This window comes from Streptomyces spinosisporus (assembly GCF_022698145.1).
GTDB classification, from domain to species: Bacteria; Actinomycetota; Actinomycetes; order Streptomycetales; family Streptomycetaceae; genus Streptomyces; species Streptomyces spinosisporus.
Genome location: NZ_JALDAX010000016.1, coordinates 1 through 25,314 on the forward strand (window position 1 = coordinate 1; position 25,314 = coordinate 25,314).

Here is a 25,314-nt window from a genome sequence, read left to right on the forward strand (position 1 = left end):
GGTGTGCGTCAGGTCGTCGATGCCCGCGGACGCGGACGTCATGACGGCCTCCGTGCGCAGCGGGTTGATCTCCGAGACGGCGCCCACGAACGTGGTCTTGCCGACACCGAAGCCACCCGCCACCACGATCTTCGCGGAGGTGGTCGCCCTACCTCCGTCAGAGCTTGCGAAGTCCACTGAGCACCCTTTCGAGCAGGGTCACGTCCGGTGCACCGGTCGTCTCGTCGCCGCCCGGCTGGTGGATGGCGACGAGCCCGGCCTCGGCCAGGTCCGCGACGAGAATGCGGGCCACGCCCAGCGGCATGGCCAGGAGCGCCGACACCTCCGCGACCGACTTCACCTCACGGCACAGGTGGCAGATGCGCTGGTGCTCCGGGAGCAGCCCCATGAGTGCTGCCGGGTCGGCCGTGGTGCTGATCAGTGCCTCGATGGCGAGCTGGTAGCGCGGCCGCGTCCGGCCACCGGTCATCGCGTACGGACGTACCAGCGGCTGGTCGCCCTCATCCTCGTACGGCTCCGCGTACGGATCATGAGAGGCGGTGGGCGGGGTCATGAATCCTCCGGGCTGGACAGCAAGTCGGTCAGTCGTGCCGTCGGTAGGGCCGATGGGGGGATTGTGGCGGCCGGACGGTGATTTGGTGAGACGGGTGGTGCCGGTGGGGTTCAGTGGAGCAGACTGCCTTGCAGTTCGGCGCGCAGGTCGGGCGTGAGTACGGCGCCCGCGCGGTCGACCAGCAGGGCCATCTCGTAGCCGACCAGGCCGATGTCGCACTCCGGGTGCGCGAGCACGGCCAGGGACGAGCCGTCCGAGACGGACATCAGGAAGAGAAAGCCCCGCTCCATCTCCACGACCGTCTGCGCCACATTGCCGCCCTCGAAGATCCGGGAGGCCCCGGCCGTCAGCGAGGTGAGCCCGGACGCGACGGCCGCCAGCTGGTCGGCGCGATCACGTGGGAAGCCTTCCGACATCGCCAGAAGAAGACCGTCGGCGGACACGACGACGGTGTGGGACACACCGGGGGTGTTGTCCACGAAGTTGGTGATCAACCAGTTGAGATTCTGTGCCGCCTGGCTCATCTGGCTCAACTATCGCTCCTGCTGGTGAGTGGGGCTCGGGAAGCTGCCGGTCTGGCCGTTGCCGGCCTGGCGACCTTGCGCGATGCCCCGACGGAGATTGGTCAGCCGGCCGCGTACGTCGTCAGGCGCACGCGAGACCTGCGGACCGGACTGGTGCTGTTGCTGCTGAGCCGTGCCCGGGACGAGGTTCGCCCGGGGCACCCGGCGCGGCAGGCCGGAGGTGGTGACCCCGCCCGCGGCCGGCTGCCTCACGCGCTCCGCCTGCCGGACGAGTTCGTCGTTCGGCGAGGCGCGCCAGGAAGAGGTGGCGGGTCGCTGCGCACCGGGGGAGTGCTGCGGCGCCGAGGGAGCGGCGGCGGGAGCCGCCGGCGCTTGCGGAGCGGAGCCGTTGCTGTGCCGGGCGGCGGCAGCGCCGCCGTGGAACCAGTTGGTCTCCAGCGTGTCGTACAGCGGTGTACGGCCGTCGCCCGGACCGGTGGCCGGCGGCAGCGCCTCCGGCTCCTGGCGGACGGGCCGCGCTTGCGGACGCGGCGGGACCGGCTGGCGTGGAGCACCGAAGTCGCTGTGGTTGCCGTTGACCTGCGGGCGCTCGAACTGCCCGGTGTCACCGTTGTTCTGACGGCCCGGCAGATTGTGCTGACCGGTGGCGCCGGCGTCGTAGCCCGGTGCGGCGAACTGACCCGTGGAGCCGGTGTCGTAGGCCTGCGGGATGGCGAACTGGCCGGTGTTGGCAGGGCTGTTGGGGTTGTTCGCATTGCCGCGGTCGTTCTGCCCGGCCGGGCTGCCGAAGACGTCGGAGCGGACGAACTGGCCCGAGTTCTGCGAGCCGTTCGTGCCCTGCTGCGGGGCGCCGTACTCGGGACGGGCGAACTGGCCCGTCTGCTGCGGCTGTTGCGGCTGCTGCTGCGGCGCCGGAGCACCGAAGTCGGGCCGCTGGAACTCGGACGTGGACCCGGGGCCCTGCCGGTCGTCGACCCGCGGCATCCGGGAGGTCTCGTCGTGGCCGCGCGGGGCGTCGAGCGAGGCGCGCGGCACCGGCGGCTGCGCGTTCTCGTCGCTCCAGCTCGGCCGGGCGGGCTGCTGCTGGGCGCCGCCCGGCAGTTCGGCACGCGGACCGCCACGGCCCGGCAGCAGCGGCTGACGACCACGCCGGCCGCGGCCCTCGCCACCGGAGTTCGCGGGGCTCTGCGGGTTCTGGGGGCCCTGCGGGTTCTGGGACTGCGGCGGTACGGCGCCACGAGCGCCGCCGAAGCTGTCCTGGCCCGTGCCCGCGGCCTGCATGCCCTGGGGGGCGCCCGCCTGACCGAACGCGGAGCCCGCACCCGCGGGAGCCGGCCGGCCCTGCTGCGGAGCCGCGGGGGACTGCGGTCCACGCGGTCCGCCCGGCGCTCCGGGACGACCGCCACCGGGGCCACCCGCGCCCGGCAGCGCGGCCCGCGGCCCCTGACCGGCCCCGAGCCGGCCACCACCGGCGGACGCACCGGCACCGAGGGGGCCACCGCCGCCCGCGCCGGCCGCAGCCTGGCGACGGGCCGCGGCCGCACCAGCGGCGGCCTGGGCCGCGGCGGGACCACCGGAGGGACCGGCGCCCTGACCGGGCTTGCCCTGCGGCTTCTTGCCGCCCTGGGCGACGTCCACGGGCAGCATGACCAGCGCGGTCGTACCACCGGAGTCGGACGGGCGCAGCTGGATGCGGATGCCGTGGCGCTGCGACAGCCGGCCGACCACGAACAGACCCATGCGGCGGGAGACGGAGACGTCCACGGTGGGCGGCGAGGCGAGCCGCTCGTTGATCGCCGCGAGGTCCTCGGGGGAGAGGCCGATACCGGTGTCGTGGATCTCGATCAGCACACGGCCGTCGGGCAGCGCGTGACCGGTGACCTTGACCTTGGTCTGCGGCGAGGAGAAGGAGGTCGCGTTCTCCAGCAGCTCGGCGAGCAGGTGCACGAGGTCGTTGACCACGCGGCCGGCGACCTCGGTCGTCGGTACGGCGGCCAGTTCGATGCGCTCGTACTGCTCCACCTCGGAGGCGGCGGCGCGGAGCACGTCGACCAGCGGGACCGGGCGGGTCCAGCGGCGGCCGGGCTCCTCACCGGCGAGGACGAGGAGGTTCTCACCGTTACGGCGCATACGCGTCGCGAGGTGGTCGAGCTTGAACAGCGAGGACAGCTGGTCCGGGTCGGCCTCGCGGGACTCCAGTTCGGAGATGAGCGAGAGCTGACGCTGGATGAGGCCCTGGGAGCGGCGCGAGAGGTTGGTGAACATCGCGTTGACGTTGCCCCGCAGCAGGGCCTGCTCGGCGGCGAGGCGGACCGCCTCGCGGTGCACGTCGTCGAAGGCCGCGGCCACCTGGCCGATCTCGTCCCGGGAGTGCACACCGACCGACTCCACGGAGGTGTCGACGTCCTGCGGGTCCGACTCCGACAGCTGCTTGACCAGCTCGGGCAGGCGGTCCTGGGCGACCTTGTTGGCGGTCTCCTGCAGCCGGCGCAGCGAGCGGATCATGGACCGGGCGATGACGAAGGCGCCGACGAGCGAGACGCCGAGCACGAGCAGGATCAGCGCACCGGAGATGATCGCCTCGCGCTCGGAGGCGGAGCGCAGCTCGCGGGCCTTCTGCTCCATGTCCTCCAGCAGCGTGTGCTCGATCTTCTGCATCTGCTCGATCTTGGTCGAGCTGTCGTCCACCCAGTCCTGGTACGAACGCTTCTGCAGGTCCTGCAGGCCGTCCTGACCGGCCAGCGCGCGGCTGGCGTAGGTGTCGGTGGCCTTGATCGTCGCGTTGTTCTCCTCGATCGGCTTGAGGAGGGCGGCCGCGCTGTCGGTGCCGTAGATGCTCTTGAAGCTGCGCAGGTCCGAGCCCTGGCTCTGCAGCGCCGACTGGGCGTAGAGCCGGTCGTTCTCGGAGAGCTTGCCGACCGTGGTGTTGTTCGCCGGCAGGGCCGCGGCGAGGATCGCGCGCTGGATGGAGGCGTACTCCTTGGCGGAGGAGAAGGCCGCCAGGGAACGCGTGCGCTGGATCATCTCGGGGTTGCTGGTGGCCTCCGCCATGTCCTGCGAGAGGTCCAGCAGGTGCGTGATGAGGCGGTGGTACGACTCGACGGTCTGCGAGGAGTTCAGCTTGGTCTCGTAGGCGCCGGACCGGATCTTCTCCAGCGTGCCCAGGTCGCTGACGACACTGACGAGGCTCTCGCGGACGCCCTGGAGGTTCTCGTCCTTGCCGGAGACGTCGATCTCTTCGGCGGCGTCCTTGAAGTTCTGCTCGGCCCGGTCCGTCTTGTCGCGGTAGCCCTTGACCGTGTAGTCGCTCGCCTTGGAGCCGTGCGCCAGCGGGCCGGCGGACTGGTCGCGCTCCTCCTGGAGCGCGGCGGCCAGCTCGGTGGCCTGCTTGGTCATGTCCGTCAGCAGCTTCATGTTGTCGAGCTGCTGGATGTCGTCCATGTTGTCGCTGATGCGCAGGGCGCCCAGCGAGGTGGCCGCCACCACGGGGAGCGCGAGCAGCGACACGAGGCGCGTGGAGATGCGCCAGTTGCGCAGTGCCACGCGCGATCCGGGGCCGGTCGGGCCCTTCGGCGGCTTCACCACCGGAGTGGCGGTGCCGGGGGCCCCGGAGGCCGCGGACGCCCCCGGTCCGGAGCGGTCACCGCCGTCGCCGGACGGACCCGGACCCTGGTTCTGGGCGTGCTGGGGCGAGGAACTGCCGACATTGGGGCCAGTCCCGCCGTGCGGCTCCGGCTCCGCCGAAGCACTGCCATCCCTCTTGAAACGTCCCTGCACTAGCGTCGCAACCTCTGGACCAGGCGCCCCTCCGGGTGAACGGAAAGACACGGTGTCGGCGTTTTGGGAGGCGCCCTGAATGCGCCCCCTGTGGTCGTGAAGTGACCGGCGCTGGTTCCCCCTTCTCGCCACCGCTCGGCGCGCGTTGCGCCCCCTGTGCGCCGGCTCGATCCTGCGGCGGTCCGTGGCATTCCAGCACAGTGCAGGATCTCCAACAAGGCTCGCGCCTCATGCCGTGACGTACGTGACAGCACGTGAGTGCGGAGTCACCAGCAGTAGAAAGGTATCTGCAGCAAAACGGACGTATACCCGCGAGTTGTGCAGGATCGAGTGGTGTCCCAGTCGCCATGATCAGGAGCGGAATGATGGCTTCAGGTGGCCAATGTCCGTTTCGTCAGGGTGGGTTGCAGGCCTGAATTGACCGTTTTGGCCTCGGCGCCGTGAGCAAACTCACATGCTGATCGAGGGGTTCCCCGGACTTCCGCGGGGAATGGCGCGTTTAGCCTGGCGCTTTACAAGAGGCGTACAACTGCCAAGCAGCGACGGACGACAAGGTCAAGAACAACCGTGAAGACGACGATGATGTTCCAGAACATAGCCAACCCGCGCCGCACCACACTGGCCGACCTCGAGGGCACCGACGAACTGCAGATCCCGCAGCTTCCGGAGCACTCCCTCGATCTTCCCACGCGAACCGCGAACCCCAGGCGCACCATCCTCGTCGACGTCCCCGCCGCCTCCACCGGTCAGTAGTACGCGCACGGGGCGCCGATCACTCACGGCGCCCCACGCGGTGAACCGCACAGGAATGCGCAAGTCGGCGCCGCCCTGCCGCGTTAGCCTGGAGCGTCAGACTCCAGCAGGCTCAGAAGGGGCGCCAGGATCCCGTGCGCATCGCCAGATTCTCCATCGACGGGAACGTCGCCTTCGGCGCGGTCGAGGGTGACAAGCCGGACGAGCTCGTCCTCGACATCATCAAGGGCATTCCGTTCGCGGACTTCGAGCTCTCCGGTACGAAGGTCCCGCTGAGCAAGGTCCGGCTGCTGCCGCCGGTGCTCCCCAACAAGGTCGTGGCCTTCGGCCGCAACTACGCGGAGCACGCGCGCGAGCTGGGCAACGAGGTGCCCGACGCCCCGTTCGCCTTCTTCAAGCCCTCCACCTCCGTGATCGGCCCCGGCGACGAGATCCGCTACCCGTCCTTCACCGAGGACCTCCATCACGAGGCCGAACTGGCCGTCGTCATCGGCCGCATGTGCCGAGAGGTCCCGCGCGAACGCGTGGCGGACGTGATCTTCGGCTACACCTGCGCCAACGACATCACCGCCCGTGACGTCCAGAAGCGCGAGAAGCAGTGGGCCCGGGCCAAGGGCTTCGACGGCTCCTGCCCGCTGGGCCCCTGGGTGGAGACGGATCTCGACCTCGCCACCGCGGGCGATCTGACCATCCAGCTCACGGTCAACGGCGATCAGCGCCAGCTCGGCCGCACCAGCGAGATGATCCATCCGATCGCGGACCTGATCGTCAACATCACCGAGGCCATGACGCTGCTCCCCGGCGACGTGATCCTCACGGGCACCCCGGCAGGCGTCGGGCCGCTCACCGTCGGCGACGAGGTCGCCGTCACCATCGAAGGCATCGGCACTCTCACCAACAAGGTTGTCAAGCGTGGCTAGCGCACCCGGCTCCCCCGTTCGCGTCCGTTTCTGCCCCTCGCCCACCGGTAACCCGCATGTGGGCCTGGTCCGCACCGCCCTGTTCAACTGGGCGTTCGCCCGGCACCACCAGGGCACGCTGGTCTTCCGCATCGAGGACACCGACGCGGCCCGCGACTCCGAGGAGTCGTACACCCAGCTGCTCGACGCGATGCGCTGGCTGGGCTTCGACTGGGACGAGGGCCCCGAGGTCGGCGGCCCGCACGCGCCCTACCGCCAGTCGCAGCGCATGGACATCTACGCCGACATCGCGAACAGGCTCCTGGACGCCGGTCACGCCTACCGCTGCTACTGCTCCCAGGAGGAGCTGGACACCCGCCGCGAGGCCGCCCGCGCCGCCGGCAGGCCGTCCGGCTACGACGGCCACTGCCGCGATCTGAGCGCCGAGCAGGTCGCGGAGTACGAGGCCCAGGGCCGTACGCCCATCGTCCGCTTCCGGATGCCCGACGAGACGATCACCTTCACGGACCTGGTCCGCGGCGAGCTGACGTTCACGCCCGAGAACGTGCCGGACTACGGGATCGTACGAGCCAACGGAGCCCCGCTCTACACGCTCGTGAACCCCGTCGACGACGCCCTGATGGAGATCACCCACGTCCTGCGCGGCGAGGACCTGCTCTCCTCCACCCCGCGCCAGATCGCCCTCTACAAGGCGCTGATCGAGCTGGGCGTCGCGCAGCGGATCCCGGCGTTCGGGCACCTGCCGTACGTGATGGGCGAAGGCAACAAGAAGCTCTCCAAGCGTGACCCGCAGTCCTCGCTCAACCTCTACCGCGAGCGCGGCTTCCTGCCCGAGGGCCTGCTCAACTACCTCTCGCTGCTGGGCTGGTCGCTCTCCGCGGACCAGGACATCTTCTCGATCGAGGAGATGGTGGCGGCCTTCGACGTCGCGGACGTCAACCCCAACCCGGCCCGCTTCGACCTCAAGAAGTGCGAGGCGATCAACGGCGACCACATCCGGCTGCTGGACGTGAAGGACTTCACCGAGCGCTGCCGCCCGTGGCTGCAGGCGCCGTTCGCCCCGTGGGCGCCGGAGGCCTTCGACGAGTCCCGCTGGCAGGCGATCGCCCCGCACGCCCAGACCCGTCTGAAGGTCCTCTCGGAGATCACCGACAACGTCGACTTCCTCTTCCTCGCCGAGCCGGTCTTCGACGAGCCGAGCTGGACGAAGGCGATGAAGGAGGGCTCGGACGCCCTGCTGCGCACGGCCAGGGAGAAGCTGGAGTCGGCCGACTGGACCTCGGCGGAGTCCCTGAAGGAGGCCGTCCTCGCGGCCGGCGAGGCCCACGGCCTCAAGCTCGGCAAGGCCCAGGCCCCGGTCCGCGTCGCGGTCACCGGCCGCACGGTCGGCCTGCCCCTCTTCGAGTCCCTGGAGGTCCTGGGCAAGGAGCGGACGCTGACCCGCATCGACGCGGCGCTGGCCAGGCTGGTGACCTCCGGATCATGAGCATTCGCGCGGTGGTCTGGGACGTCGACGACACGCTCTTCGACTACACGACCGCGGACCGCGCGGGCATGCGCCGCCATCTCGTCACCGAGGGCCTGCTCGACGGGTACAGCACCGTCGAGCAGGCCCTCGCGCACTGGCGGGCGGTGACCGACCAGCAGTGGGCGCGGTTCGCGGCGGGTGAGGTGTCCTTCGAGGACCAGCGTCGCGACCGGGTGCGGGTGTTTCTGGGCGATCGCCTGAGCGACGACGAGGCCGACGCGTGGTTCCTGCGCTACCGCACGCACTACGAGGCGGCCTGGGCGCTCTTCCCGGACGTCCTGCCCGCCCTCGACGCGCTCGCGGCCAGTCACCGCCACGCCGTGCTCTCCAACTCGAGCCTGCACGTCCAGGACCACAAGCTGCGCACGCTCGGCGTGCACGACCGCTTCGAGACCGTCCTGTGCGCCGCCGAGCTCGGCGTCTCCAAACCCGAGGCCCGCGCCTTCCTGGCCGCCTGCGAGGCGCTGGGACTGGCCCCGCACCAGGTCGCGTACGTCGGTGATCACCCGGAGATCGACGGGCGCGGTGCCGCGGACGCCGGACTGCTGTCCGTCTGGATCGACCGCACGGGCGCGCACACCTGCGCGGCCGCCCCCGCGGGCCCCCACCGGATCACGTCGCTCGCCGAACTCCCGGCGCTGCTGGGCGCCGATACCCGTTTTGGAGCCCCGTCCACCTTCGGGTAATGTTCTTCCTGCGCCGCCGGGGAGCGGGCCGAAAGGCCGGAGCCGGAGGAGCAAGCTAGAACGAGATCCCCACAGGGGCTTGCGTTCCAGTGGCCTATGGTGTAATTGGCAGCACGACTGATTCTGGTTCAGTTAGTCTTGGTTCGAGTCCAGGTAGGCCAGCTCGCAGAGCTCATCTGCATCGCCCCCGTTGTGTAGCGGCCTAGCACGCTGCCCTCTCAAGGCAGTAGCGCCGGTTCGAATCCGGTCGGGGGTACAGATCCTTCCCGCGAGGACGGTCCGGGTAGCTCCCGCCGACCTCGATGCAGGATCGCTAGGGCCCCCGTTGTGTAGCGGCCTAGCACGCCGCCCTCTCAAGGCGGTAGCGCCGGTTCGAATCCGGTCGGGGGTACAAACTGGTCTAAACCACATTGGTCTATGGTGTAATTGGCAGCACGACTGATTCTGGTTCAGTTAGTCTTGGTTCGAGTCCAGGTAGACCAGCTCGGATCTGCGGCGGTGCAGTTTCAACCGCTCGCATGATCCTCGCCCCCGTTGTGTAGCGGCCTAGCACGCCGCCCTCTCAAGGCGGTAGCGCCGGTTCGAATCCGGTCGGGGGTACGAGACGAAGGCCCTCCGCTTCGGCGGGGGGCCTTCGCCGTGTCCGGGAGTCCCGGTCGGGACCGCCGCCCTGTGTGTCAACGGGGAGGACCAGCCGCGGCGTTGAGGCGGGCCCTCCCTGTCGACGTCCCGGGCGTCTCCCGGTGTGGTCAGCCGGTGCGGCGCAGGGCCTCGGAGAGGCGGGCGGCGGCGTCGATGACCGCCTGGGCGTGCATACGGCCCGGGTGGCGCGTCAGGCGCTCGATGGGGCCGGAGACCGAGACGGCGGCCACCACGCGGTTGGAGGGGCCCCGCACCGGGGCGGAGACCGAGGCGACGCCCGGCTCGCGCTCGCCGATGGACTGGGCCCAGCCGCGGCGCCGTACGCCCGAGAGCGCGGTGGCCGTGAAGCGGGCGCCCTGCAGGCCGCGGTGCAGCCGCTCCGGCTCCTCCCAGGCCATCAGGATCTGCGCGGAGGAGCCGGCCTTCATCGTGAGCGTCGAGCCGACCGGGACCGTGTCCCGAAGTCCGGACAGACGCTCCGCCGCGGCGACGCAGATGCGCATGTCGCCCTGGCGGCGGTAGAGCTGGGCGCTCTCGCCCGTGACGTCCCGCAGGTGGGTCAGCACCGGGCCCGCGGTCGCGAGGAGGCGGTCCTCGCCGGCTGCCGCGGCCAGCTCCGACAGACGCGGGCCCAGAATGAACCGGCCCTGCATGTCGCGCGCCACCATACGGTGGTGCTCCAGAGCCACGGCCAGACGGTGGGCCGTGGGTCGTGCCAGTCCGGTTGCCGCCACCAGTCCCGCGAGGGTGGCCGGCCCGGACTCCAGGGCGCTCAGGACAAGGGCCGCCTTGTCCAGAACGCCGACGCCGCTACTGTTGTCCATGAAACGATACTCGCGTCTCACTCTGTGAAACGCAAGTTCATTTTTCCGTGAGACGCGCAACCCTGGTACGCACAGCGGCCCGCGGACCGAACGGGCCTGGCGACGGGCGCCTGTGAACTGGGGCCGGGCGTCGTCTCCTTCAAGATCTCTAGTTGGGCCGGTGCACCTTTGCCGGCCGGAGGGAAAGCGATGGGTAGGACACTCGCGGAGAAGGTCTGGGACGACCATGTCGTCCGGCGCGCCGAGGGCGAGCCCGACCTCCTCTTCATCGATCTCCACCTCCTGCACGAGGTGACCAGTCCGCAGGCCTTCGACGGTCTGCGTCTCAGCGGCCGCCCGGTGCGCCGTCTCGACCTCACCATCGCGACCGAGGACCACAACACCCCGACCCTCGACATCGACAAGCCGATCGCGGACCCGGTCTCGCGCGCCCAGCTGGAGACGCTGCGCAAGAACTGCGCCGAGTTCGGCGTACGCCTGCACCCGCTGGGCGACGTCGAGCAGGGCGTCGTGCATGTCGTGGGCCCGCAGCTGGGTCTGACCCAGCCGGGTACGACGGTCGTCTGCGGCGACTCCCACACCTCCACGCACGGCGCCTTCGGTGCGCTGGCGTTCGGCATCGGCACCTCCCAGGTCGAGCACGTACTGGCGACCCAGACGCTGCCGATGGCCCGTCCGAAGACCATGGCCATCACGGTCGACGGCGAACTGCCCGAGGGCGTCACGGCCAAGGACCTGATCCTGGCGATCATCGCCCGCATCGGCACGGGCGGCGGCCAGGGCTACATCCTGGAGTACCGCGGCTCCGCCATCGAGAAGCTCTCGATGGAGGCCCGCATGACCATCTGCAACATGTCGATCGAGGCCGGCGCCCGCGCGGGCATGATCGCCCCCGACGAGACCACCTTCGCGTACCTCAAGGGCCGTCCGCACGCCCCCGAGGGCGCCGACTGGGACGCCGCGGTCGAGTACTGGAAGACGCTGCGGACCGACGACGACGCCGAGTTCGACGCCGAGGTGGTCATCGACGCCGCCGAACTGGCGCCGTTCGTCACCTGGGGCACCAACCCCGGCCAGGGCGCGCCGCTTTCGTCGGCCGTCCCCGACCCGGCTTCGTACGAAGACGCATCGGAGCGCCACGCCGCCGAAAAGGCCCTGGAATACATGGGGTTGGAGGCCGGGCAGCCGCTGCGCTCCATCAAGGTGGACACCGTCTTCGTAGGCTCGTGCACCAACGGCCGTATCGAGGACCTGCGCGCCGCGGCCGAGATCGTCAAGGGCCGCAAAGTCGCCGACGGCGTACGGATGCTGGTCGTCCCGGGCTCCGCGCGCGTGGGCCTGCAGGCCGTCTCCGAGGGCCTGGACGTCGTCTTCAAGGAGGCCGGCGCCGAGTGGCGGCACGCGGGCTGCTCGATGTGTCTGGGCATGAACCCCGACCAGCTGGCCCCGGGCGAGCGCTCCGCGTCCACCTCCAACCGCAACTTCGAGGGCAGGCAGGGCAAGGGCGGGCGTACGCACCTGGTGTCCCCGCAGGTCGCGGCCGCGACCGCGGTGACGGGCCACCTGGCCTCGCCCGCCGACCTGACCGACACAACCGCCGCCGCGCCCGCTGGAGTCTGAGCATCATGGAAGCATTCACCACGCACACCGGCCGGGCCGTCCCGCTGCGCCGCTCCAACGTCGACACCGACCAGATCATCCCTGCTCACTGGCTCAAGAAGGTGACCAGGGACGGTTTCGAGGACGGGCTCTTCGAGGCCTGGCGCAAGGACGAGAACTTCATCCTCAACCGGCCCGAGCGCAAGGGCGCCACGGTCCTGGTCGCCGGCCCCGACTTCGGCACCGGCTCCTCCCGCGAGCACGCGGTGTGGGCGCTGCAGAACTACGGCTTCAAGGCCGTGATCTCCTCCCGCTTCGCCGACATCTTCCGCGGCAACTCGCTGAAGAACGGCCTGCTCACGGTCGTCCTGGAGCAGAAGGTGGTGGAGGCGCTGCAGGACCTCACGGAGAAGGACCCGCAGGCGGAGATCACCGTCGACCTTCAGACCCGTGAGGTGCGCGCCGAAGGCATCACCGCCTCCTTCGAGCTGGACGAGAACTCCCGCTGGCGGCTGCTGAACGGGCTGGACGACATCTCCATCACCCTCCAGAACGAGGCGGACATCGCCGCGTACGAGGCCAAGCGCCCCTCGTACAAGCCGCAGACGCTCAAGGTCTGACCCGGCCGGCCCGCGGACCCGCAACTCGACGGGTTTCGGCCACCGGAACACCCCCGCCGTACCCCCGATCGGTCCGATCGGGGGTACAGCCGTGTCCGGGCCCGTGCGCCGCCGAGGCCCCTCGCGATTTCCCCCAACTTCCCACGTTACGACGGTTGTTAGCGGGGTAGCCGACACGTGTGGAAGGGACTTCCGCAGCACCAGGGAAGGCCGTTTGAGGTATCAGTTGCGACCCCCGCAGGCGACAACTCGCCCCAGATGGCACAATCTGTGCATGGAACACGACGGCCAACTCGAGCTCTACGCGGCAGTCGCGGACCAACTGAAGGAAGCGCACACAAGAGTGCGCGCACTGCAAGTCCCGGAGGGCGTACGGATGGCGCTGACCCGGAAGCTGCTGGTCATTACGGCCGCGGCCAAGCACGATCTCGCCGACGCGGCAAGGCGTCTGGAGGCGTTCACCGTGGACCTGGACGAGGGTCGAATCCCCGAAGAGGACCGCTGAACGCAGCCGGGGCAGTCGAGTTCGTTGCGGCGCACGGGTGATTAGCCCGTTTCGTGTTTGATTTGCGGTATATATCTGCCTAACGTGCGAAAAAGCTTGAACAGTTTCGTTCTGGCAATGTCTCCGAAGGGGAAGACGTGAACAAGGCGCAGCTCGTAGAAGCGATTGCCGACAAGGTCGGTGGCCGTCAGCAGGCGGCCGAGGCCGTCGACGCGGTCCTGGACGCCATCGTCCGCGCGACCGTCGCGGGAGACCGGGTCTCGGTCACCGGCTTCGGTTCGTTCGAGAAGGTCGACCGTCCGGCCCGCTACGCCCGCAACCCCCAGACGGGCGAGCGGGTTCGGGTCAAGAAGACCTCCGTTCCGCGCTTCCGCGCGGGCCAGGGCTTCAAGGACCTGGTGAGCGGTTCGAAGAAGCTCCCGCGCGGCGGCGAGGTCGCCGTCAAGAAGGCGCCCAAGGGCAGCCTGAGCGGCGGGGCTTCCGCGACCGTCAAGAAGGCCGCGGCGAAGAAGACCACCGCCAAGAAGGCCACCGCGAAGAAGACGACGGCGAAGAAGACCACGGCCAAGAAGACCACGGCCACCGCCAAGAAGGCCACGGCGAAGAAGACCACGGCCAAGAAGGCCACGGGCGCCGCCAAGACCTCCGCGGCGAAGAAGACGACCGCCAAGAAGGCCACCGCGAAGAAGGCCCCGGCGAAGAAGGCGACGGCCAAGAAGGCCCCCGCCAAGAAGTCGACGGCTCGCAAGACCACCGCCAAGAAGGCCACCGCCCGCAAGAGGTAAGGGGCACAGGGGCACTCACGCGCCGGGCCGGACTCCGCATCGGAGCCCGGCCCGCGGCGTGTTCGTGGGGGGTGCGGCGTTCACATGGTCTGCAGCGTCACGAGCGTGATGCGGGGGCTGTCCTCGGCGCTCTCCACCTCGATGCGCACACGCTGTCCCGGCCGCAGCAGCCGCAGGCCTCCGGCGTCGAAGGCGGCCGCGTCGAAGGGGACGGGGGTGCCGTCGTCCAGGAGCACGCTGCCGGTGCGGGTGTTGGCGTCGTAGGTGTATGCCGTGGCCTGCATGACGGCCAGCCTAATGTGCGGGCGGGTTCGGGGCCTGTCGTGGGGATGCGGCGGCCCGCGCCGGTCAAAAGCCGACCAGGAGCCGATCAAGAGGCGATCAAGAGCCGATCAGGAGCCCGGGGTCAGCAGCCCCGCGGCCACCGCCGCCGTGTGCGGCCCCACGCCCAGGGCCAGCGCCGTGCGCAGGTCGGCGCCCGTGTCCACGTCCTGGCGTACGGAATCCACGGCGTCCAGGGCCAGTTCCACGGCGCCGGACGCGGCATGGCGGGCGCGGGAATCCGGGCCGAATGCCGGGAGCAATTCCTGACCGGGTCCTGCCGCCAGCAGGGTCGTACCGATTGCGGCCGCATCGGCGAGAAAAGCACGGGGGAATTCAGCGGCCGCTTCAAGGACCCGGAACAATTCCGGGGTGCGCAGGGCCGGCAGATCGGCGTTCAGGGCCGCGACGGGACTTTCGGGGCGTGCGGTGCGTACGACGGCGGTTCCGTGCGCCAGTGCCGCGTTGAGGCCGCCCTGCGGTTCGTCGGGGACGATCCGGGCGCCCAGCGCGGACAGCTCACGCGCGGCCAGGGCGTCGTCCGTGACTACGGCCACATCCCGGACCGCCGGGCAGGCCAGCGCCGCCGCCACGGTGTCCTGGGCGAAGGCGAGGGCGAGACCCGGGCGCAGTCCGCCGGCGGCGGTGCCCGAGAGCCTGCTCTTGGCCCGCGCCAGGGGTTTCAGGGGTATGACCAAGGTCCACAGCACCGGTGTTCCGTCCCTCTCTCGTCGCGGCCATTGTCACTCAGCCGTCACCTCGGCCATCTGGCGGTCGCGCCGTCGGGGCGTACCGTGTTCTCGACAGACCGTCGGCCCGGGGCGACACTTGTGCGGCCCCATGGCCCGATGTCCCATGGCCCCTAGAGGAAGGTGCGCGCGTGCCCCGCCGCAGAATCGGCTTCTGGTACCGCTTCGCCGCGGTGCTCTGCAAACCGCCGCTGGTGGTTCTGATCAAGCGGGACTGGCGCGGAATGGAGAACATTCCGGCCGAGGGTGGATTTATCACCGCGGTGAACCACAATTCCCATGTGGACCCCTTCGCGTACGCGCACTATCAGTACAACACCGGACGGGTTCCGCGATTCCTGGCGAAGAGCGGCCTTTTCAAGAAGGGATTCGTCGGCGCCGCGATGCGCGGCACCGGACAGATCCCCGTCTACCGCGAGACCACGGACGCGCTCAGCGCCTTCCGGGCCGCGATCGACGCCGTGGAGCGCGGTGAGTGCGTCGCGTTCTACCCCGAGGGCACCATCACCCGCGACCCCGACCAGTGGCCCATGGTCGGCAAGACGGGCGCCGCGCGCGTCGCCCTGACGACCAAGTGCCCGGTGATCCCGGTCGCCCAGTGGGGAGCCAACGAACTGCTCCCGCCGTACGCCAAGAAGCCCAACCTCCGCCCGCGCAAGACCCATCACGTGCTCGCCGGGCCGCCCGTCGACCTCGACCGCTTCTACGACAAGGAGATGACTCCGGAGCTGCTGAAGGAGGCGACGGAGGTCATCATGACCGCCGTCACCCGGCAGCTGGAGGAGATCCGCGGCGAGAAGGCACCCGCCACGCGCTACGACCCGCGCCAGGAGCGGATCGAGCAGCGGCGCAGGACGCAGGCGCAGACGCAGGTGCAGCACAAGGCCGGGCAGGAAGAGGGGCAGGGCACGTGAGCAAGCCCGTCAAGGCGGCCGTCTTCGGCACCGGTTCGTGGGGCACCGCGTTCGCGATGGTGCTCGCCGACGCGGGCTGCGAGGTCACCCTGTGGGGACGGCGCCCCGAACTCGCGGAGGCCGTCAACTCCACGCGTACGAACCCCGACTACCTTCCCGGCGTCGAACTCCCGGACGGCGTGCGGGCGACGACCGACGCCGCCGAGGCCGCGCGCGGCGCCGACTTCACGGTCCTCGCCGTCCCTTCGCAGACCCTGCGCGGCAACCTCGCCGACTGGGCCCCGCTGCTCGCGTCCGACACGGTCCTCGTCTCGCTGATGAAGGGCGTCGAACTCGGCTCCGCCATGCGGATGAGCGAGGTGATCGAGGACGTCGCCAAGGTGGGCGCCGACCGGATCGCCGTCGTCACCGGGCCCAACCTCGCGCGGGAGATCGCCGCCCGCATGCCGGCCGCCGCCGTGGTCGCCTGCACCGACGAGGCGGTCGCCCGGCGGCTCCAGTCCGTCTGCCACACCCCTTACTTCCGGCCGTACACCAATACCGACGTGGTGGGTTGCGAGCTGGGCGGCGCGGTGAAGAACGTCATCGGGCTCGCCGTCGGCATCGCGGACGGCATGGGCCTCGGCGACAACGCCAAGGGCTCGCTGATCACGCGCGGGCTCGCCGAGACCACCCGGCTCGGCATGGCGCTCGGCGCCGACCCGCTGACCTTCTCCGGACTCGCCGGGCTCGGCGACCTGGTGGCGACCTGCTCCTCGCCGCTGTCGCGCAACCACACCTTCGGCACCAACCTCGGCAAGGGCATGACCCTGCAGGAGACCATCGCGGTCACCAAGCAGACCGCCGAGGGCGTCAAGTCCTGTGAGTCCGTACTGGATCTGGCGCGCAGGCACGGCGTCGACATGCCGATCACCGAGACGGTCGTGGCCATCGTGCACGAGGGCAAGTCCCCGGTGGTCGCCGTCAAGGAGCTGATGTCGCGCAGCGCGAAGCCCGAACGACGCTGAGCGACGCCGCCGGTGGCGCGCTGACTCGGGGCCCTACGGACGGGTACTCTCAACGCGATATGAGCACCGAGAACCTCCCCCAGAGCCCTGAGCAGCCGTCTCGCAAGCCGCGCGTGGCCGTCGTGTTCGGCGGACGCAGCTCCGAACACGGGATCTCCGTGGTCACCGCCGGCGCCGTCCTGCGAGCCATCGACCGGACCCGGTACGACGTCCTGCCGATCGGCATCACCCGGGACGGCCGCTGGGCCCTGACCGCCGACGAACCGGACCGGATGGCGATCACCGAGCGCCGTACGCCGGACGTCGAGGAGCTCGCCGAGTCGGACGAGGGCGGTGTCATGCTCCCCATCGACCCCGGCAACCGCGAAGTCGTCTACAGCGAGCCCGGATCGGTGCCCAAGGCGCTCGGTGAGGTCGACGTCGTCTTCCCCGTCCTGCACGGCCCCTACGGCGAGGACGGCACCCTGCAGGGACTGCTGGAGCTCTCCGGTGTCCCGTACGTGGGTTCGGGCGTGCTCGCCTCGGCCGTCGGCCAGGACAAGGAGTACATGAAGCGGGTGTTCACCTCCTTCGGGCTCAAGGTCGGCCCGTACGTGGTGATCCGGCCGCGCGAGTGGGAGCGGGACGTCTTCGCCGCCCGCAAGAAGATCGTCGACTTCGCGGGTCAGCACGGCTGGCCGCTGTTCGTGAAGCCCGCGCGCGCCGGCTCCTCGATCGGCATCACCAAGGTCGACGACCTGTCCGGCCTGGACGACGCGATCGCCGAGGCCCAGCGGCACGACCCGAAGGTGCTCGTGGAGGCGGCGCTGCACGGCCGCGAGATCGAGTGCGGGGTGCTGGAGTTCGAGGACGGCCCGCGCGCGAGCCTGCCCTCGGAGATCCCGCCGCCGGACGCGCATGCGTACTACGACTTCGAGGCCAAGTACATCGACTCCACCCCGGGGATCGTGCCGGCGCCGCTGACGCCCGAGGAGACCGCCGAGGTCCAGCGGCTCGCGGTGGACGCCTTCGAGGCCGCCTCCTGCGAGGGCCTGGTGCGCGCGGACTTCTTCCTCACCGACGACGGCTTCGTCATCAACGAGATCAACACGATGCCCGGCATGACGCCGATCTCGATGTACCCGCAGATGTGGCAGGCGAGCGGACTCAGCTATCCGGAACTCGTGGAGGAGCTGATCCGGGCGGCCCTGCGCAGGTCCACCGGGCTGCGCTGAACCGCAGCCCGGGTCAGTCGGCGATCCCCTCGGGGATCGCCTTCTTCACGGCCGGAGCCAGATCGACCAGAGGTGCCACCCCGTCTCCCGTACGGTCCTTCGGGATGGTGACCTCCACATACGCCGTGCGCAGCGTCGAGGTGAAACGGAAGGACCCGTCGTCCTGCTTCTGCAGCAGCCAGCCCACGCCGTCGGCCTCGACGCCGTCCGCCTCCGGATCGTTCATCTCGGCGGGCCGCCGGACACCGCAGCGCAGTATGATCGCCGGGTCGCCCCAGCCCGCGGTCAGTGCGGAGGCGGGCTCGGGGTCCCGGCGATCCTGGCCGTCGACCCTGGACGGCAGCAGCTTGTCCAGGTTCTGACACAGCTTGGTGACCTTCGCGCCCGGGTCTGGAACCGCAGCCCGGGCGCTGTCGTCTGCTGAGGAGCAGCCCGTTGCCGTGATCAGCACGACGGCGAGAGCGGGCACCCCGACAACAACGGGGACAGTTCGGTACCGGTGGCGGATGAAGTTCACCGGCCAAGGGTAGACGGGGGCTACAGATGGACGACCGGGCAGGTCAGGGTGCGGGTGATGCCGTCCACTTGCTGGACTCTGGCGACCACCATGCGTCCCAGGTCGTCCACGGTGTCGGCCTGCGCCCGCACGATCACGTCATAAGGTCCTGTCACGTCCTCGGCCTGGATGACTCCAGGGATCTTGCTGATCGTCTCGGCGACGGTCGACGCCTTGCCGACCTCCGTCTGGATCAGGATGTACGCCTGTACCACGGAACCTCCAGGGCGGCCACGAGGATCATGTGGGGAAAAGGAACGCCACGGTATCGCGTCGCCGCACACCACGGGGAGACCCGCGAAGGCCGGGGTCCCCGCGCCGGGGTGCGGGCACGACAGAAGTTGACGGACACCTCGACCGTAACGAGGACACGGATGACGCGCGACCGGGAACGGCAAGGGACAGAAGGGGAGCAAGGGAAATGAAGGGCACTGTTGGTGAGCTCGGGGAGTTCGGGCTCATCAGGGAGCTCACCTCCCGTCTCACCACCACCCCGGCGGTCCGGGTCGGCCCCGGCGACGACGCCGCGGTGGTCGCCGCACCCGACCGTAGGGTCGTGGCCAGCACCGACATCCTCGTCGAGGGGCGGCACTTCCGCCGCGACTGGTCCACCGCCTACGACGTGGGGCGCAAGGCGGCCGCGCAGAACCTCGCGGACATCGCGGCCATGGGCGCCGTGCCGACCGCGCTGCTGCTCGGACTGGTCGTGCCGGCCGAACTCCCGGTCGCCTGGCCGAGCGAGCTGATGGACGGGCTGCGCGACGAGTGCCAGGTCGCGGGCGCCTCGGTGGTCGGCGGAGACGTCGTACGGGGCGACACGATCACGGTGTCGATCACCGCGCTCGGCGATCTGCGCAACCAGGAGCCGATCACCCGGGCCGGCGCCCAGCCCGGCGACCGCGTCGCTGTCACCGGCTGGCTGGGCTGGTCCGCCGCCGGATACGCCGTGCTCTCGCGCGGTTTCCGCTCGCCGCGCGCCTTCGTGGAGGCGCACCGCCGCCCCGAACCGCCGTATCACGCGGGTCCGGCCGCCGCGGGGCTCGGCGCGACCGCGATGTGCGACGTCAGCGACGGACTCATCGCCGACCTCGGGCACATCGCCGAGGCCAGCAAGGTCCGTATCGACATCCGCTCCGGCGCGATCGACATCCCCTCGCAGATGAACGACATCGGACAGGCCGTGGGTGTCGACCCGATGCAGTGGGTGCTGACCGGGGGAGAAGACCACGCGATCGTGGCGACCTTCCCGCCGGACGTGAAGCTGCCCGCCCGCTGGAAGGTGATCGGCGAGGTGCTCAACCCCTCGGCGCTGCCGCAGGTGACGGTCGACGGGGCGCCGTGGACCAGCAAGGGCGGCTGGGACCACTTCGGCGGGGACATCGAGTCATGAGCGCGCCGCCCCGGGTGCTGACCGTCGCGGGCTCCGACTCCGGCGGAGGGGCCGGGATCCAGGCCGACCTGAAGACGATGCTGGCGCTCGGCGTGCACGGCATGAGCGTCGTCACGGCGGTCACGGCCCAGAACTCGCTGGGTGTGCAAGGGGCTTGGGAGCTGCCGGTGGCGGCGGTACGGGCGCAGTACCGCAGCGTCGTCGACGACATCGGTGTGCAGGCCGTCAAGACCGGGATGCTCTCCTCGGCCGAACTCGTCGAAGCCGTGGCCGAGTTGATCGGCGGTACGGACGCTCCGGCGGTCGTCGACCCGGTGGGCGTCTCCAAGCACGGCGACCCGCTGCTGGCGGCCTCCGCTCTGGACTCCGTACGCACGAAGCTGCTGCCCCTCGCCACCGTCGTCACCCCGAACCTCGACGAGGTGGCCCAACTCACCGGCGTACGGGTCGAGTCGGAGCAGGACCTGCGCGAGGCCGCGGCGGCCGTGCTGGCGTACGGACCGCGGTGGGTGCTCGTCAAGGGCGGCCATCTCGCCGGTGACGCCGTCGACCTGCTCACCGACGGCACGGAGGAGCACTGGCTGCGCGCTCCCCGCCTCGACAACCGGCACACGCACGGCACGGGCTGCACCCTCGCGTCGGCGATCGCGTCGCAGCTCGCGAAGGGGCAGTCCGTGCCGGAGGCGGTGGCGGCGGCCAAGAGTTACGTCACCGGGGCGATCGCCGCCGGGTTCGCGCTCGGCGGCGGGATCGGGCCCGTGGACCACGGCTGGGCGTTCAGGGCCGGGCCGGGGCCGTCAGGGCCGGGTACTCCCGCAGCTTGATGTCGGTGGCCGCCTTCTCGGTCATCCGCTTGAAGAAGCGGGCCAGCGGGCGCGAGGCGAGGATGCGGTACATCCGGTCCCGCATGCGGATGCGCCGCTCGGTCGGCGGGGCGAAGAACGGGCCCGCGTTGCCGGAGATCTTCTGGCAGCCCTTGGCGAAGTCCCGGATGCGCGTCTCGTACTCGGCGAAGGCGGTACGGAAGTCACCGCCCGCCAGGGCGAGTTCACCGGCGAGGACATAGGCGCCGACGACGGCGACGCCCGTTCCCATGCCGCCCATGGTCGCCCCGTACCCGGCGTCGCCGAGCAGGGCCACCCGCCCCTGGGTGAGGCGGTCGACGTGGATCTGGGCGATCGCGTCGAAGTAGAGGTCGTCGGCCTCTTCGAGGGCCTTGAGGACGGCCGGCGCCTCCCAGCCCATCCCGGCGAAGCGTTGCCGGAGGATCTCCTTCACCGCCGCGACGTCCCTGCGGTCGTACGACAGTTCCTCGGACCGGAAGACCAGCAGCGCGCCCGCGCGGTCGGGATCGCCGTCGTAGTTGCCGATGACGAAGGCGCGCCCGGGCTCGCTGTAGACGCGGCCCGTGCGGTCCAGGCCCAGGTGGTTGGGTACGTCGAAGCCGGCCACGTAGTGGTCGAAGAAGCGCAGGTAGCGCGACTCGTCGCCGAAGACGAGGCGGCGGGTGTTCGAGTGCAGGCCGTCGGCGCCGACGACCAGGTCGAAGCGGCGGGGAGCGCCCTTGTCGAAGGTGACGTCGACGCCGTCGGCGTCCTCGATGAGGGAGGCGATCGAATCGCCGAAGACGTACTCGACGTCGTCCTTGGTGCGCTCGTACATGATCTGCGCGAGATCGCCGCGGAAGATCTCCACGTCGCCGCTCATCATGTCGGCGGGCAGGTCGATGCGCGGGCTGCCGTCGGCGTCGACGACGGTCTGGCGGCCCATGTGGGTCTGGCGGGCGTGGATCTCGTCCCAGATGCCCATGGACGTCAGGACCGTGCGGTGGACATGACCGCGGAAGTCGACCGCGAAGCCCCCACCGCGCAGTGCGGGCGCCTTCTCGACGACGGTGACCCGGGCACCGAGCCGGGCGAGGTTCAGGGCGAGTGCGGGGCCGGCGACGCTGGCGCCGGAGATCAGGACGGTGAGGTGGGCCAGGTCGTGCGTCTTGTTCGTCATGTACGGCAGCGTGGGGGGTGCCGCTTACCGCTCGCCTACCGTTCGCTGACCGCCGCCTACGGCTCGCTGAGCGCCGCCTACCGTTCGCTGATCGCCGCCGACCGGAGCTTTCGGCCCTGCTCGAAGGACTGCTCGAACGCCTCGGGTGAGAGGTTCGCGCGTGCCTTTGCCTCTACGGGGGCGACGTCGGGGTTGTTCTCGATGCGGCCGCCCCGCAGGCCCGTTGCCGCGCCCAGCAGTACCGCGGCCCGCTCGGGGGAGCCGGCGGTGGAGGCCAGCGCCTCGGCGGTGTCGGCGAGTTCCAGGTCGCCCGGTCCCTCCACGGCCAGCTCGGCGGCCTGCCGGAACCAGTCGAGGGCCTCGTCGGTGTCGCCCTCGGCGGCGGCCGTACGGCCGAGCCCGAGGAGGCAGCGGACGGTCTCGCCGACGCTGAACCAGTTGGCGGCGCACTCCTGCAGGGCGTTCTCGTAGTGCACGCGTGCGCGTGCCGTGTCCCCGGACAGCCGGGCCGCGTCGCCGAGGCCGCGCCGGGCGGCCGCCGCCTTGTCGGGGAGTCCGGCGCCCCGCGCGAGCGCCATCGCCTCTTCGAAGTGGGCCGCCGCGGCGGTCGTGTCGCCCTTGTGCATCAGCACGGTGGCCCGGGTGCGCAGCAGATCGGCGGTCTCCTCCGGGGCAGCCAGCTCCCGCGTGTACGACAGTCCCTCGTCGAGCAGCTCCAGGGCGCGCTCGGAGTCACCGCGCGCGTGGGCGCACATCCCCAGCGGGTCCAGGCAGTTGGCCTGGCCCCAGCGGTCACCGGTGACCCGGAACCCCGCCAGCGCTCGGGAGAAGTACTGCTCGGCCTCGGCCGGCCGGCCCTCGAACTGCGTCCTGAAGCCGAGGCCCACGTCGAGCAGGGCGCGCGCCCACCGGGAGTCGCCGGCCAGCGCGAGGGCGTGCGCCTCGGTGTCGGGCCACGGGCCGGTCGCGACCGCCCACATCACGAGGATGTACGGCAGCCGCAGCGGCCCCCGGTACGCGTGCAGCACGGCCGCCGCGCGCGCGACGAGCTCGGGTTCGTCGCCCGTGCCGGAGAGCGCGTTGATGACGCACAGGACGTACTCCTCCTCCAGCCCGGGCGGCGGCGCGTCTCCCACCTCACCCAGCAACTCCCTTGCCGTCGCCACCCGTTCACCGTGCACTCCACGCAGCCGCCAGAACCAGGAGAGCGGCCCCATGAGGCGCAGGGCCCGGTGGGTGTCGCGATGCATGAGATACCGCAGCGCCGCATCCAGATTCCCCTGCTCGGCAGCCAACCGATCGAGCCAGGCCAGTTGTCCGCCACCACGCAGGTGGGGCTCGGCTTCTTCGGCGAGGCGGAGGAAATAGGAGGCGTGGGCGGTTTTCAGGGGGGCGGTGGGAGTGGGGCCCCGGGCGGGGCGGGGGTCTGCCGCAGCGCCCACGTCCCCCGCACCCTCCAGACCCTCCGCCGCGAACGCCCTGATCGTCTCCAGCATTCGGTAGCGGCCCGCGGAGACCTCCAGGAAGGACTTCTCGACCAGGGAGGCCAGTACGTCCTCCGGGTAGGGCAGGCCGCAGATGGCCTCGACCGCTTCCAGGGTCGCGCCGCCGGAGAAGACGGTCAGGCGGCGGGCCAGTTCTTGTTCCTCCTCGTCCAGGAGGTCCCAGCTCCACTCCACGACCGCGCGCAGGGTGCGGTGGCGGGGGGCCTTGGAGCGGTCGCCGCGGGACAGGAGGCGGAAGCGGTCGTCCAGGCGGTCCGCCAGTTCGTCCGGGGTGAGGGTGCGCAGCCGGGCCGCGGCCAGTTCGATGGCGAGCGGGAGTCCGTCGAGGGCGGCGCAGATGCCGGGCACGCGCGCGTGGGCCTCGAAGCCGGGGCGTACGGCACGGGCGCGGTCCAGGAAGAGCCGCTCCGCGGGTTCCGGTGGCAGCGGCGGCACGGGCACCAGCACCTCACCGGTGATCTGGAGGGACTCGCGGCTGGTGGCGAGGACGCGCACACCGGGACAGGTGCCGAGCAGCAGCGAGACGGTCCTGGCGGCCTCCTCCACCAGGTGCTCGCAGTTGTCGAGGACGAGCAGCAGCTCGCGGTCCTCCAGGGCGGCCAGCAGCCGGTCCGTGCTGTCGGTGGCGGGCGTGCGCAGACCCTCACGTACACCGAGAGCGGTCAGGACGGCGTACGGGATCTGCGCCCCGTCGGTGAGCGGCGCCAGCTCCACGAAACAGACACCGGCATGCTGCCCGGCCGCCTCGATCGCCAGCCGCGTCTTGCCCGCGCCGCCCGGACCGGTGAGCGTGACCAGACGCGTACCCTGCGCCAGCAGCGAGGCGATCCGGTCCAGTTCGCTCTCCCGCCCGACGAAGCGCGTCAGCTGGACGGGCAGACGCTGCCGCTCGGACCCCCCGCCCCGGAGCAGCTCCAGGTGCAGCGCGGCCAGCTCGGGCGAGGGGTCGGCGCCCAGCTCGTCCGCCAACGTGCGCCGGGCCTGCTCGTACACCCCGAGCGCCTCGGCGGGCCGCCCGCCCGCGTGCAGGGCCCGCATCAGCTGCCCGTACAGCCGCTCGCTCAGCGGGTGCTCCGCGAGCAGCGCCCGTAGCTCCGGTACGAGTTCGGGGCCACCGCCGAGCGCCAGGTCCGCCTCGATCCGATCCGCCGCGGCGGCAAGCCCGAGCTCGGCGAGCCGCATGGTGTCGGCGTGCGCGTCCGGGAGGTCGGGCAGGGCCGGGCCCCGCCACAGGGCGAGCGCCTCCCGCAGCAGCATCGCCGCGCGCGTGTGGTCGCCTGCGGCGAGTGCGGCCCGGCCGTCCCGGGACAGCTGCTCGAAACGGTGGGCGTCCACGGAGTCGGACGGGGCGGCGAGGCGATAGCCGGCGGCGACCGCCTCGATCTCCGCGTGCGGGGCCAGCCGCCTGCGCAGGCGGGAGATCTGCGACTGGAGGGCGTTGGCGGCACCGGCGGGCGCCTCGGCGCCGTACAGACCCTCGATCAGGCGCTGGGTGGACACCGGGTGGCCGGCGTCGAGGAGCAGCAGCGAGAGCAGGGCACGGGGGCGGGGTCCGCCGGGGTCCAGTGGGGTGCCGTCGTCGGTGCGTACGTCCAGGGGACCCAGGATGCCGAAGCGCATGGGTACAGCTTCTCAGCGTCCGGTGACGGCTTGCTCAGGGCAGCAAAAAGCCGGTCCACACGAGGTGGACCGGCTCATTGCGGCGAACCAGCAGTGGCCGCGCGCTCAGCTGTGGGCGTCAGCGCGAGACCTTGCCGGCCTTGATGCACGAGGTGCAGGCGTTCACGCGCTTCGGCGTCCCGCCGACCACAGTACGAACGCGCTGGATGTTCGGGTTCCAGCGGCGCGGCGTACGGCGGTGCGAGTGCGAGATGTTGTTGCCGAAGCCCGGGCCCTTGCCGCAGACGTCGCAGTTGGCAGCCACGGGTCACTCCAAAG

24 protein-coding genes, 5 tRNA genes and 1 pseudogene are annotated in these 25,314 nt (G+C 70.8%); 18 read left to right on the forward strand and 12 right to left on the reverse strand.

Translation table 11 applies throughout. The features are described from left to right. The 4 genes and pseudogenes from MQN93_RS32825 to MQN93_RS32840 form a co-directional block, all read right to left on the reverse strand. A pseudogene (locus tag MQN93_RS32825) lies at positions 1 to 177 on the reverse strand (ATP/GTP-binding protein); the annotation flags it as partial. Further along, a complete protein-coding gene (locus MQN93_RS32830) occupies positions 158 to 553 on the reverse strand; it encodes a DUF742 domain-containing protein (RefSeq protein WP_016432454.1) in 396 nt (131 codons plus the stop codon). The pseudogene MQN93_RS32825 and the gene MQN93_RS32830, both read right to left, overlap by 20 nt. Positions 554 to 663: 110 nt before the next feature. After that, the gene (locus MQN93_RS32835) at positions 664 to 1,077 is read right to left on the reverse strand and encodes a roadblock/LC7 domain-containing protein (protein ID WP_003973453.1); all 414 of its coding nucleotides are present in this window, start codon (positions 1,075 to 1,077) and stop codon (positions 664 to 666) included. Between the two features lie 9 nt (positions 1,078 to 1,086). After that, positions 1,087 to 4,854 carry a sensor histidine kinase gene (locus MQN93_RS32840; RefSeq protein WP_242712419.1) on the reverse strand — a complete coding sequence of 1,256 codons (3,768 nt, stop codon included), beginning with the start codon at positions 4,852 to 4,854 and terminating at the stop codon, positions 1,087 to 1,089. A gap of 567 nt (positions 4,855 to 5,421) precedes the next feature. Here MQN93_RS32840 and MQN93_RS32845 point away from each other — a divergent pair. From MQN93_RS32845 to MQN93_RS32885, 9 genes are all read left to right on the forward strand, one after another. After that, positions 5,422 to 5,607 (forward strand): hypothetical protein, encoded by a 186-nt coding sequence (locus MQN93_RS32845; RefSeq protein ID WP_037780351.1) that lies wholly within the window; start codon positions 5,422 to 5,424, stop codon positions 5,605 to 5,607. 134 nt (positions 5,608 to 5,741) lie between these two features. Then, positions 5,742 to 6,527: a fumarylacetoacetate hydrolase family protein gene (locus tag MQN93_RS32850; protein ID WP_016432451.1), complete on the forward strand. Its 786-nt coding sequence runs from the start codon at positions 5,742 to 5,744 to the stop codon at positions 6,525 to 6,527. Continuing rightward, the gene (gene gltX / locus MQN93_RS32855) at positions 6,520 to 8,013 is read left to right on the forward strand and encodes a glutamate--tRNA ligase (RefSeq protein ID WP_242712420.1); all 1,494 of its coding nucleotides are present in this window, start codon (positions 6,520 to 6,522) and stop codon (positions 8,011 to 8,013) included. The genes MQN93_RS32850 and gltX overlap by 8 nt, the downstream gene beginning before the upstream one ends. Then, the gene (locus tag MQN93_RS32860; protein ID WP_242712421.1) at positions 8,010 to 8,741 is read left to right on the forward strand and encodes an HAD family hydrolase; all 732 of its coding nucleotides are present in this window, start codon (positions 8,010 to 8,012) and stop codon (positions 8,739 to 8,741) included. Before gltX ends, MQN93_RS32860 begins: the two co-directional genes overlap by 4 nt. A gap of 90 nt (positions 8,742 to 8,831) precedes the next feature. Then, positions 8,832 to 8,903, forward strand: a tRNA-Gln gene (locus tag MQN93_RS32865). 21 nt (positions 8,904 to 8,924) lie between these two features. Next, positions 8,925 to 8,997: transfer RNA gene (locus MQN93_RS32870), tRNA-Glu, on the forward strand. A 62-nt stretch (positions 8,998 to 9,059) separates the two neighbouring features. Beyond that, positions 9,060 to 9,132, forward strand: a tRNA-Glu gene (locus MQN93_RS32875). Between the two features lie 20 nt (positions 9,133 to 9,152). Next, a tRNA-Gln gene (locus MQN93_RS32880) sits at positions 9,153 to 9,224 on the forward strand. A 44-nt stretch (positions 9,225 to 9,268) separates the two neighbouring features. Continuing rightward, positions 9,269 to 9,341 (forward strand) — tRNA-Glu (locus MQN93_RS32885). A 149-nt stretch (positions 9,342 to 9,490) separates the two neighbouring features. Here MQN93_RS32885 and ndgR read toward each other — a convergent pair. After that, positions 9,491 to 10,207 (reverse strand): IclR family transcriptional regulator NdgR, encoded by a 717-nt coding sequence (gene ndgR, locus MQN93_RS32890; protein WP_016432448.1) that lies wholly within the window; start codon positions 10,205 to 10,207, stop codon positions 9,491 to 9,493. A 189-nt stretch (positions 10,208 to 10,396) separates the two neighbouring features. Between ndgR and leuC the strand changes: the two genes are divergently transcribed. The 4 genes from leuC (at position 10,397) to MQN93_RS32910 (ending at position 13,716) form a co-directional block, all read left to right on the forward strand. Continuing rightward, positions 10,397 to 11,827, forward strand: coding sequence for a 3-isopropylmalate dehydratase large subunit (gene leuC, locus MQN93_RS32895; RefSeq protein WP_016432447.1), 1,431 nt, complete (start codon positions 10,397 to 10,399; stop codon positions 11,825 to 11,827). Between the two features lie 5 nt (positions 11,828 to 11,832). Continuing rightward, a complete protein-coding gene (leuD, locus tag MQN93_RS32900) occupies positions 11,833 to 12,426 on the forward strand; it encodes a 3-isopropylmalate dehydratase small subunit (RefSeq protein ID WP_242712422.1) in 594 nt (197 codons plus the stop codon). A gap of 274 nt (positions 12,427 to 12,700) precedes the next feature. Continuing rightward, the gene (locus MQN93_RS32905) at positions 12,701 to 12,931 is read left to right on the forward strand and encodes an SCO5555 family protein (RefSeq protein ID WP_016432445.1); all 231 of its coding nucleotides are present in this window, start codon (positions 12,701 to 12,703) and stop codon (positions 12,929 to 12,931) included. 137 nt (positions 12,932 to 13,068) lie between these two features. Beyond that, positions 13,069 to 13,716, forward strand: a complete 648-nt coding sequence (locus MQN93_RS32910; RefSeq protein ID WP_242712423.1) for an HU family DNA-binding protein — start codon at positions 13,069 to 13,071, stop codon at positions 13,714 to 13,716. Between the two features lie 80 nt (positions 13,717 to 13,796). On the opposite strand, the gene MQN93_RS32915 is transcribed toward MQN93_RS32910, so the two are convergent. Together MQN93_RS32915 and cofC are read right to left on the reverse strand one after the other, a co-directional pair. Next, positions 13,797 to 14,000, reverse strand: coding sequence for a hypothetical protein (locus MQN93_RS32915; RefSeq protein ID WP_016432443.1), 204 nt, complete (start codon positions 13,998 to 14,000; stop codon positions 13,797 to 13,799). Positions 14,001 to 14,108: 108 nt separating this feature from the next. Continuing rightward, positions 14,109 to 14,747 carry a 2-phospho-L-lactate guanylyltransferase gene (gene cofC / locus MQN93_RS32920; protein WP_016432442.1) on the reverse strand — a complete coding sequence of 213 codons (639 nt, stop codon included), beginning with the start codon at positions 14,745 to 14,747 and terminating at the stop codon, positions 14,109 to 14,111. Between the two features lie 170 nt (positions 14,748 to 14,917). Between cofC and MQN93_RS32925 the strand changes: the two genes are divergently transcribed. The 3 genes from MQN93_RS32925 to MQN93_RS32935 are packed head-to-tail and all read left to right on the forward strand — an operon-like array spanning position 14,918 to position 17,921. Next, positions 14,918 to 15,700 carry a lysophospholipid acyltransferase family protein gene (locus tag MQN93_RS32925; RefSeq protein ID WP_016432441.1) on the forward strand — a complete coding sequence of 261 codons (783 nt, stop codon included), beginning with the start codon at positions 14,918 to 14,920 and terminating at the stop codon, positions 15,698 to 15,700. Continuing rightward, on the forward strand, positions 15,697 to 16,707 hold the full coding sequence (locus tag MQN93_RS32930) for an NAD(P)H-dependent glycerol-3-phosphate dehydrogenase (RefSeq protein WP_016432440.1): 1,011 nt from the start codon (positions 15,697 to 15,699) through the stop codon (positions 16,705 to 16,707). Before MQN93_RS32925 ends, MQN93_RS32930 begins: the two co-directional genes overlap by 4 nt. A gap of 59 nt (positions 16,708 to 16,766) precedes the next feature. Continuing rightward, complete coding sequence (locus MQN93_RS32935; RefSeq protein ID WP_242712424.1) at positions 16,767 to 17,921, forward strand: D-alanine--D-alanine ligase family protein; 1,155 nt, start codon at positions 16,767 to 16,769, stop codon at positions 17,919 to 17,921. 13 nt (positions 17,922 to 17,934) lie between these two features. Here the strand turns inward: MQN93_RS32935 and MQN93_RS32940 are convergent, their stop codons facing one another. Further along, positions 17,935 to 18,438, reverse strand: a complete 504-nt coding sequence (locus MQN93_RS32940; RefSeq protein ID WP_242712425.1) for a DUF3515 domain-containing protein — start codon at positions 18,436 to 18,438, stop codon at positions 17,935 to 17,937. 20 nt (positions 18,439 to 18,458) lie between these two features. Then, positions 18,459 to 18,692 (reverse strand): Lrp/AsnC family transcriptional regulator, encoded by a 234-nt coding sequence (locus MQN93_RS32945; RefSeq protein WP_016432437.1) that lies wholly within the window; start codon positions 18,690 to 18,692, stop codon positions 18,459 to 18,461. Between the two features lie 206 nt (positions 18,693 to 18,898). Here MQN93_RS32945 and MQN93_RS32950 point away from each other — a divergent pair, with 206 nt between their 5' ends. Beyond that, positions 18,899 to 19,867 (forward strand): thiamine-phosphate kinase, encoded by a 969-nt coding sequence (locus tag MQN93_RS32950; RefSeq protein ID WP_016432436.1) that lies wholly within the window; start codon positions 18,899 to 18,901, stop codon positions 19,865 to 19,867. Next, positions 19,864 to 20,691: a bifunctional hydroxymethylpyrimidine kinase/phosphomethylpyrimidine kinase gene (thiD, locus tag MQN93_RS32955; RefSeq protein WP_242712426.1), complete on the forward strand. Its 828-nt coding sequence runs from the start codon at positions 19,864 to 19,866 to the stop codon at positions 20,689 to 20,691. Before MQN93_RS32950 ends, thiD begins: the two co-directional genes overlap by 4 nt. On the opposite strand, the gene MQN93_RS32960 is transcribed toward thiD, so the two are convergent. The 3 genes from MQN93_RS32960 to rpmB form a co-directional block, all read right to left on the reverse strand. Continuing rightward, positions 20,645 to 21,871: an FAD-dependent monooxygenase gene (locus MQN93_RS32960; RefSeq protein ID WP_242712427.1), complete on the reverse strand. Its 1,227-nt coding sequence runs from the start codon at positions 21,869 to 21,871 to the stop codon at positions 20,645 to 20,647. The two genes, thiD and MQN93_RS32960, sit on opposite strands and share 47 nt — an antisense overlap. Positions 21,872 to 21,948: 77 nt before the next feature. Beyond that, on the reverse strand, positions 21,949 to 24,996 hold the full coding sequence (locus MQN93_RS32965; RefSeq protein ID WP_242712428.1) for an AfsR/SARP family transcriptional regulator: 3,048 nt from the start codon (positions 24,994 to 24,996) through the stop codon (positions 21,949 to 21,951). 118 nt (positions 24,997 to 25,114) lie between these two features. Next, positions 25,115 to 25,300, reverse strand: a complete 186-nt coding sequence (rpmB, locus tag MQN93_RS32970; protein ID WP_004924906.1) for a 50S ribosomal protein L28 — start codon at positions 25,298 to 25,300, stop codon at positions 25,115 to 25,117. Between the last annotated feature and the right edge of the window lie 14 nt (positions 25,301 to 25,314).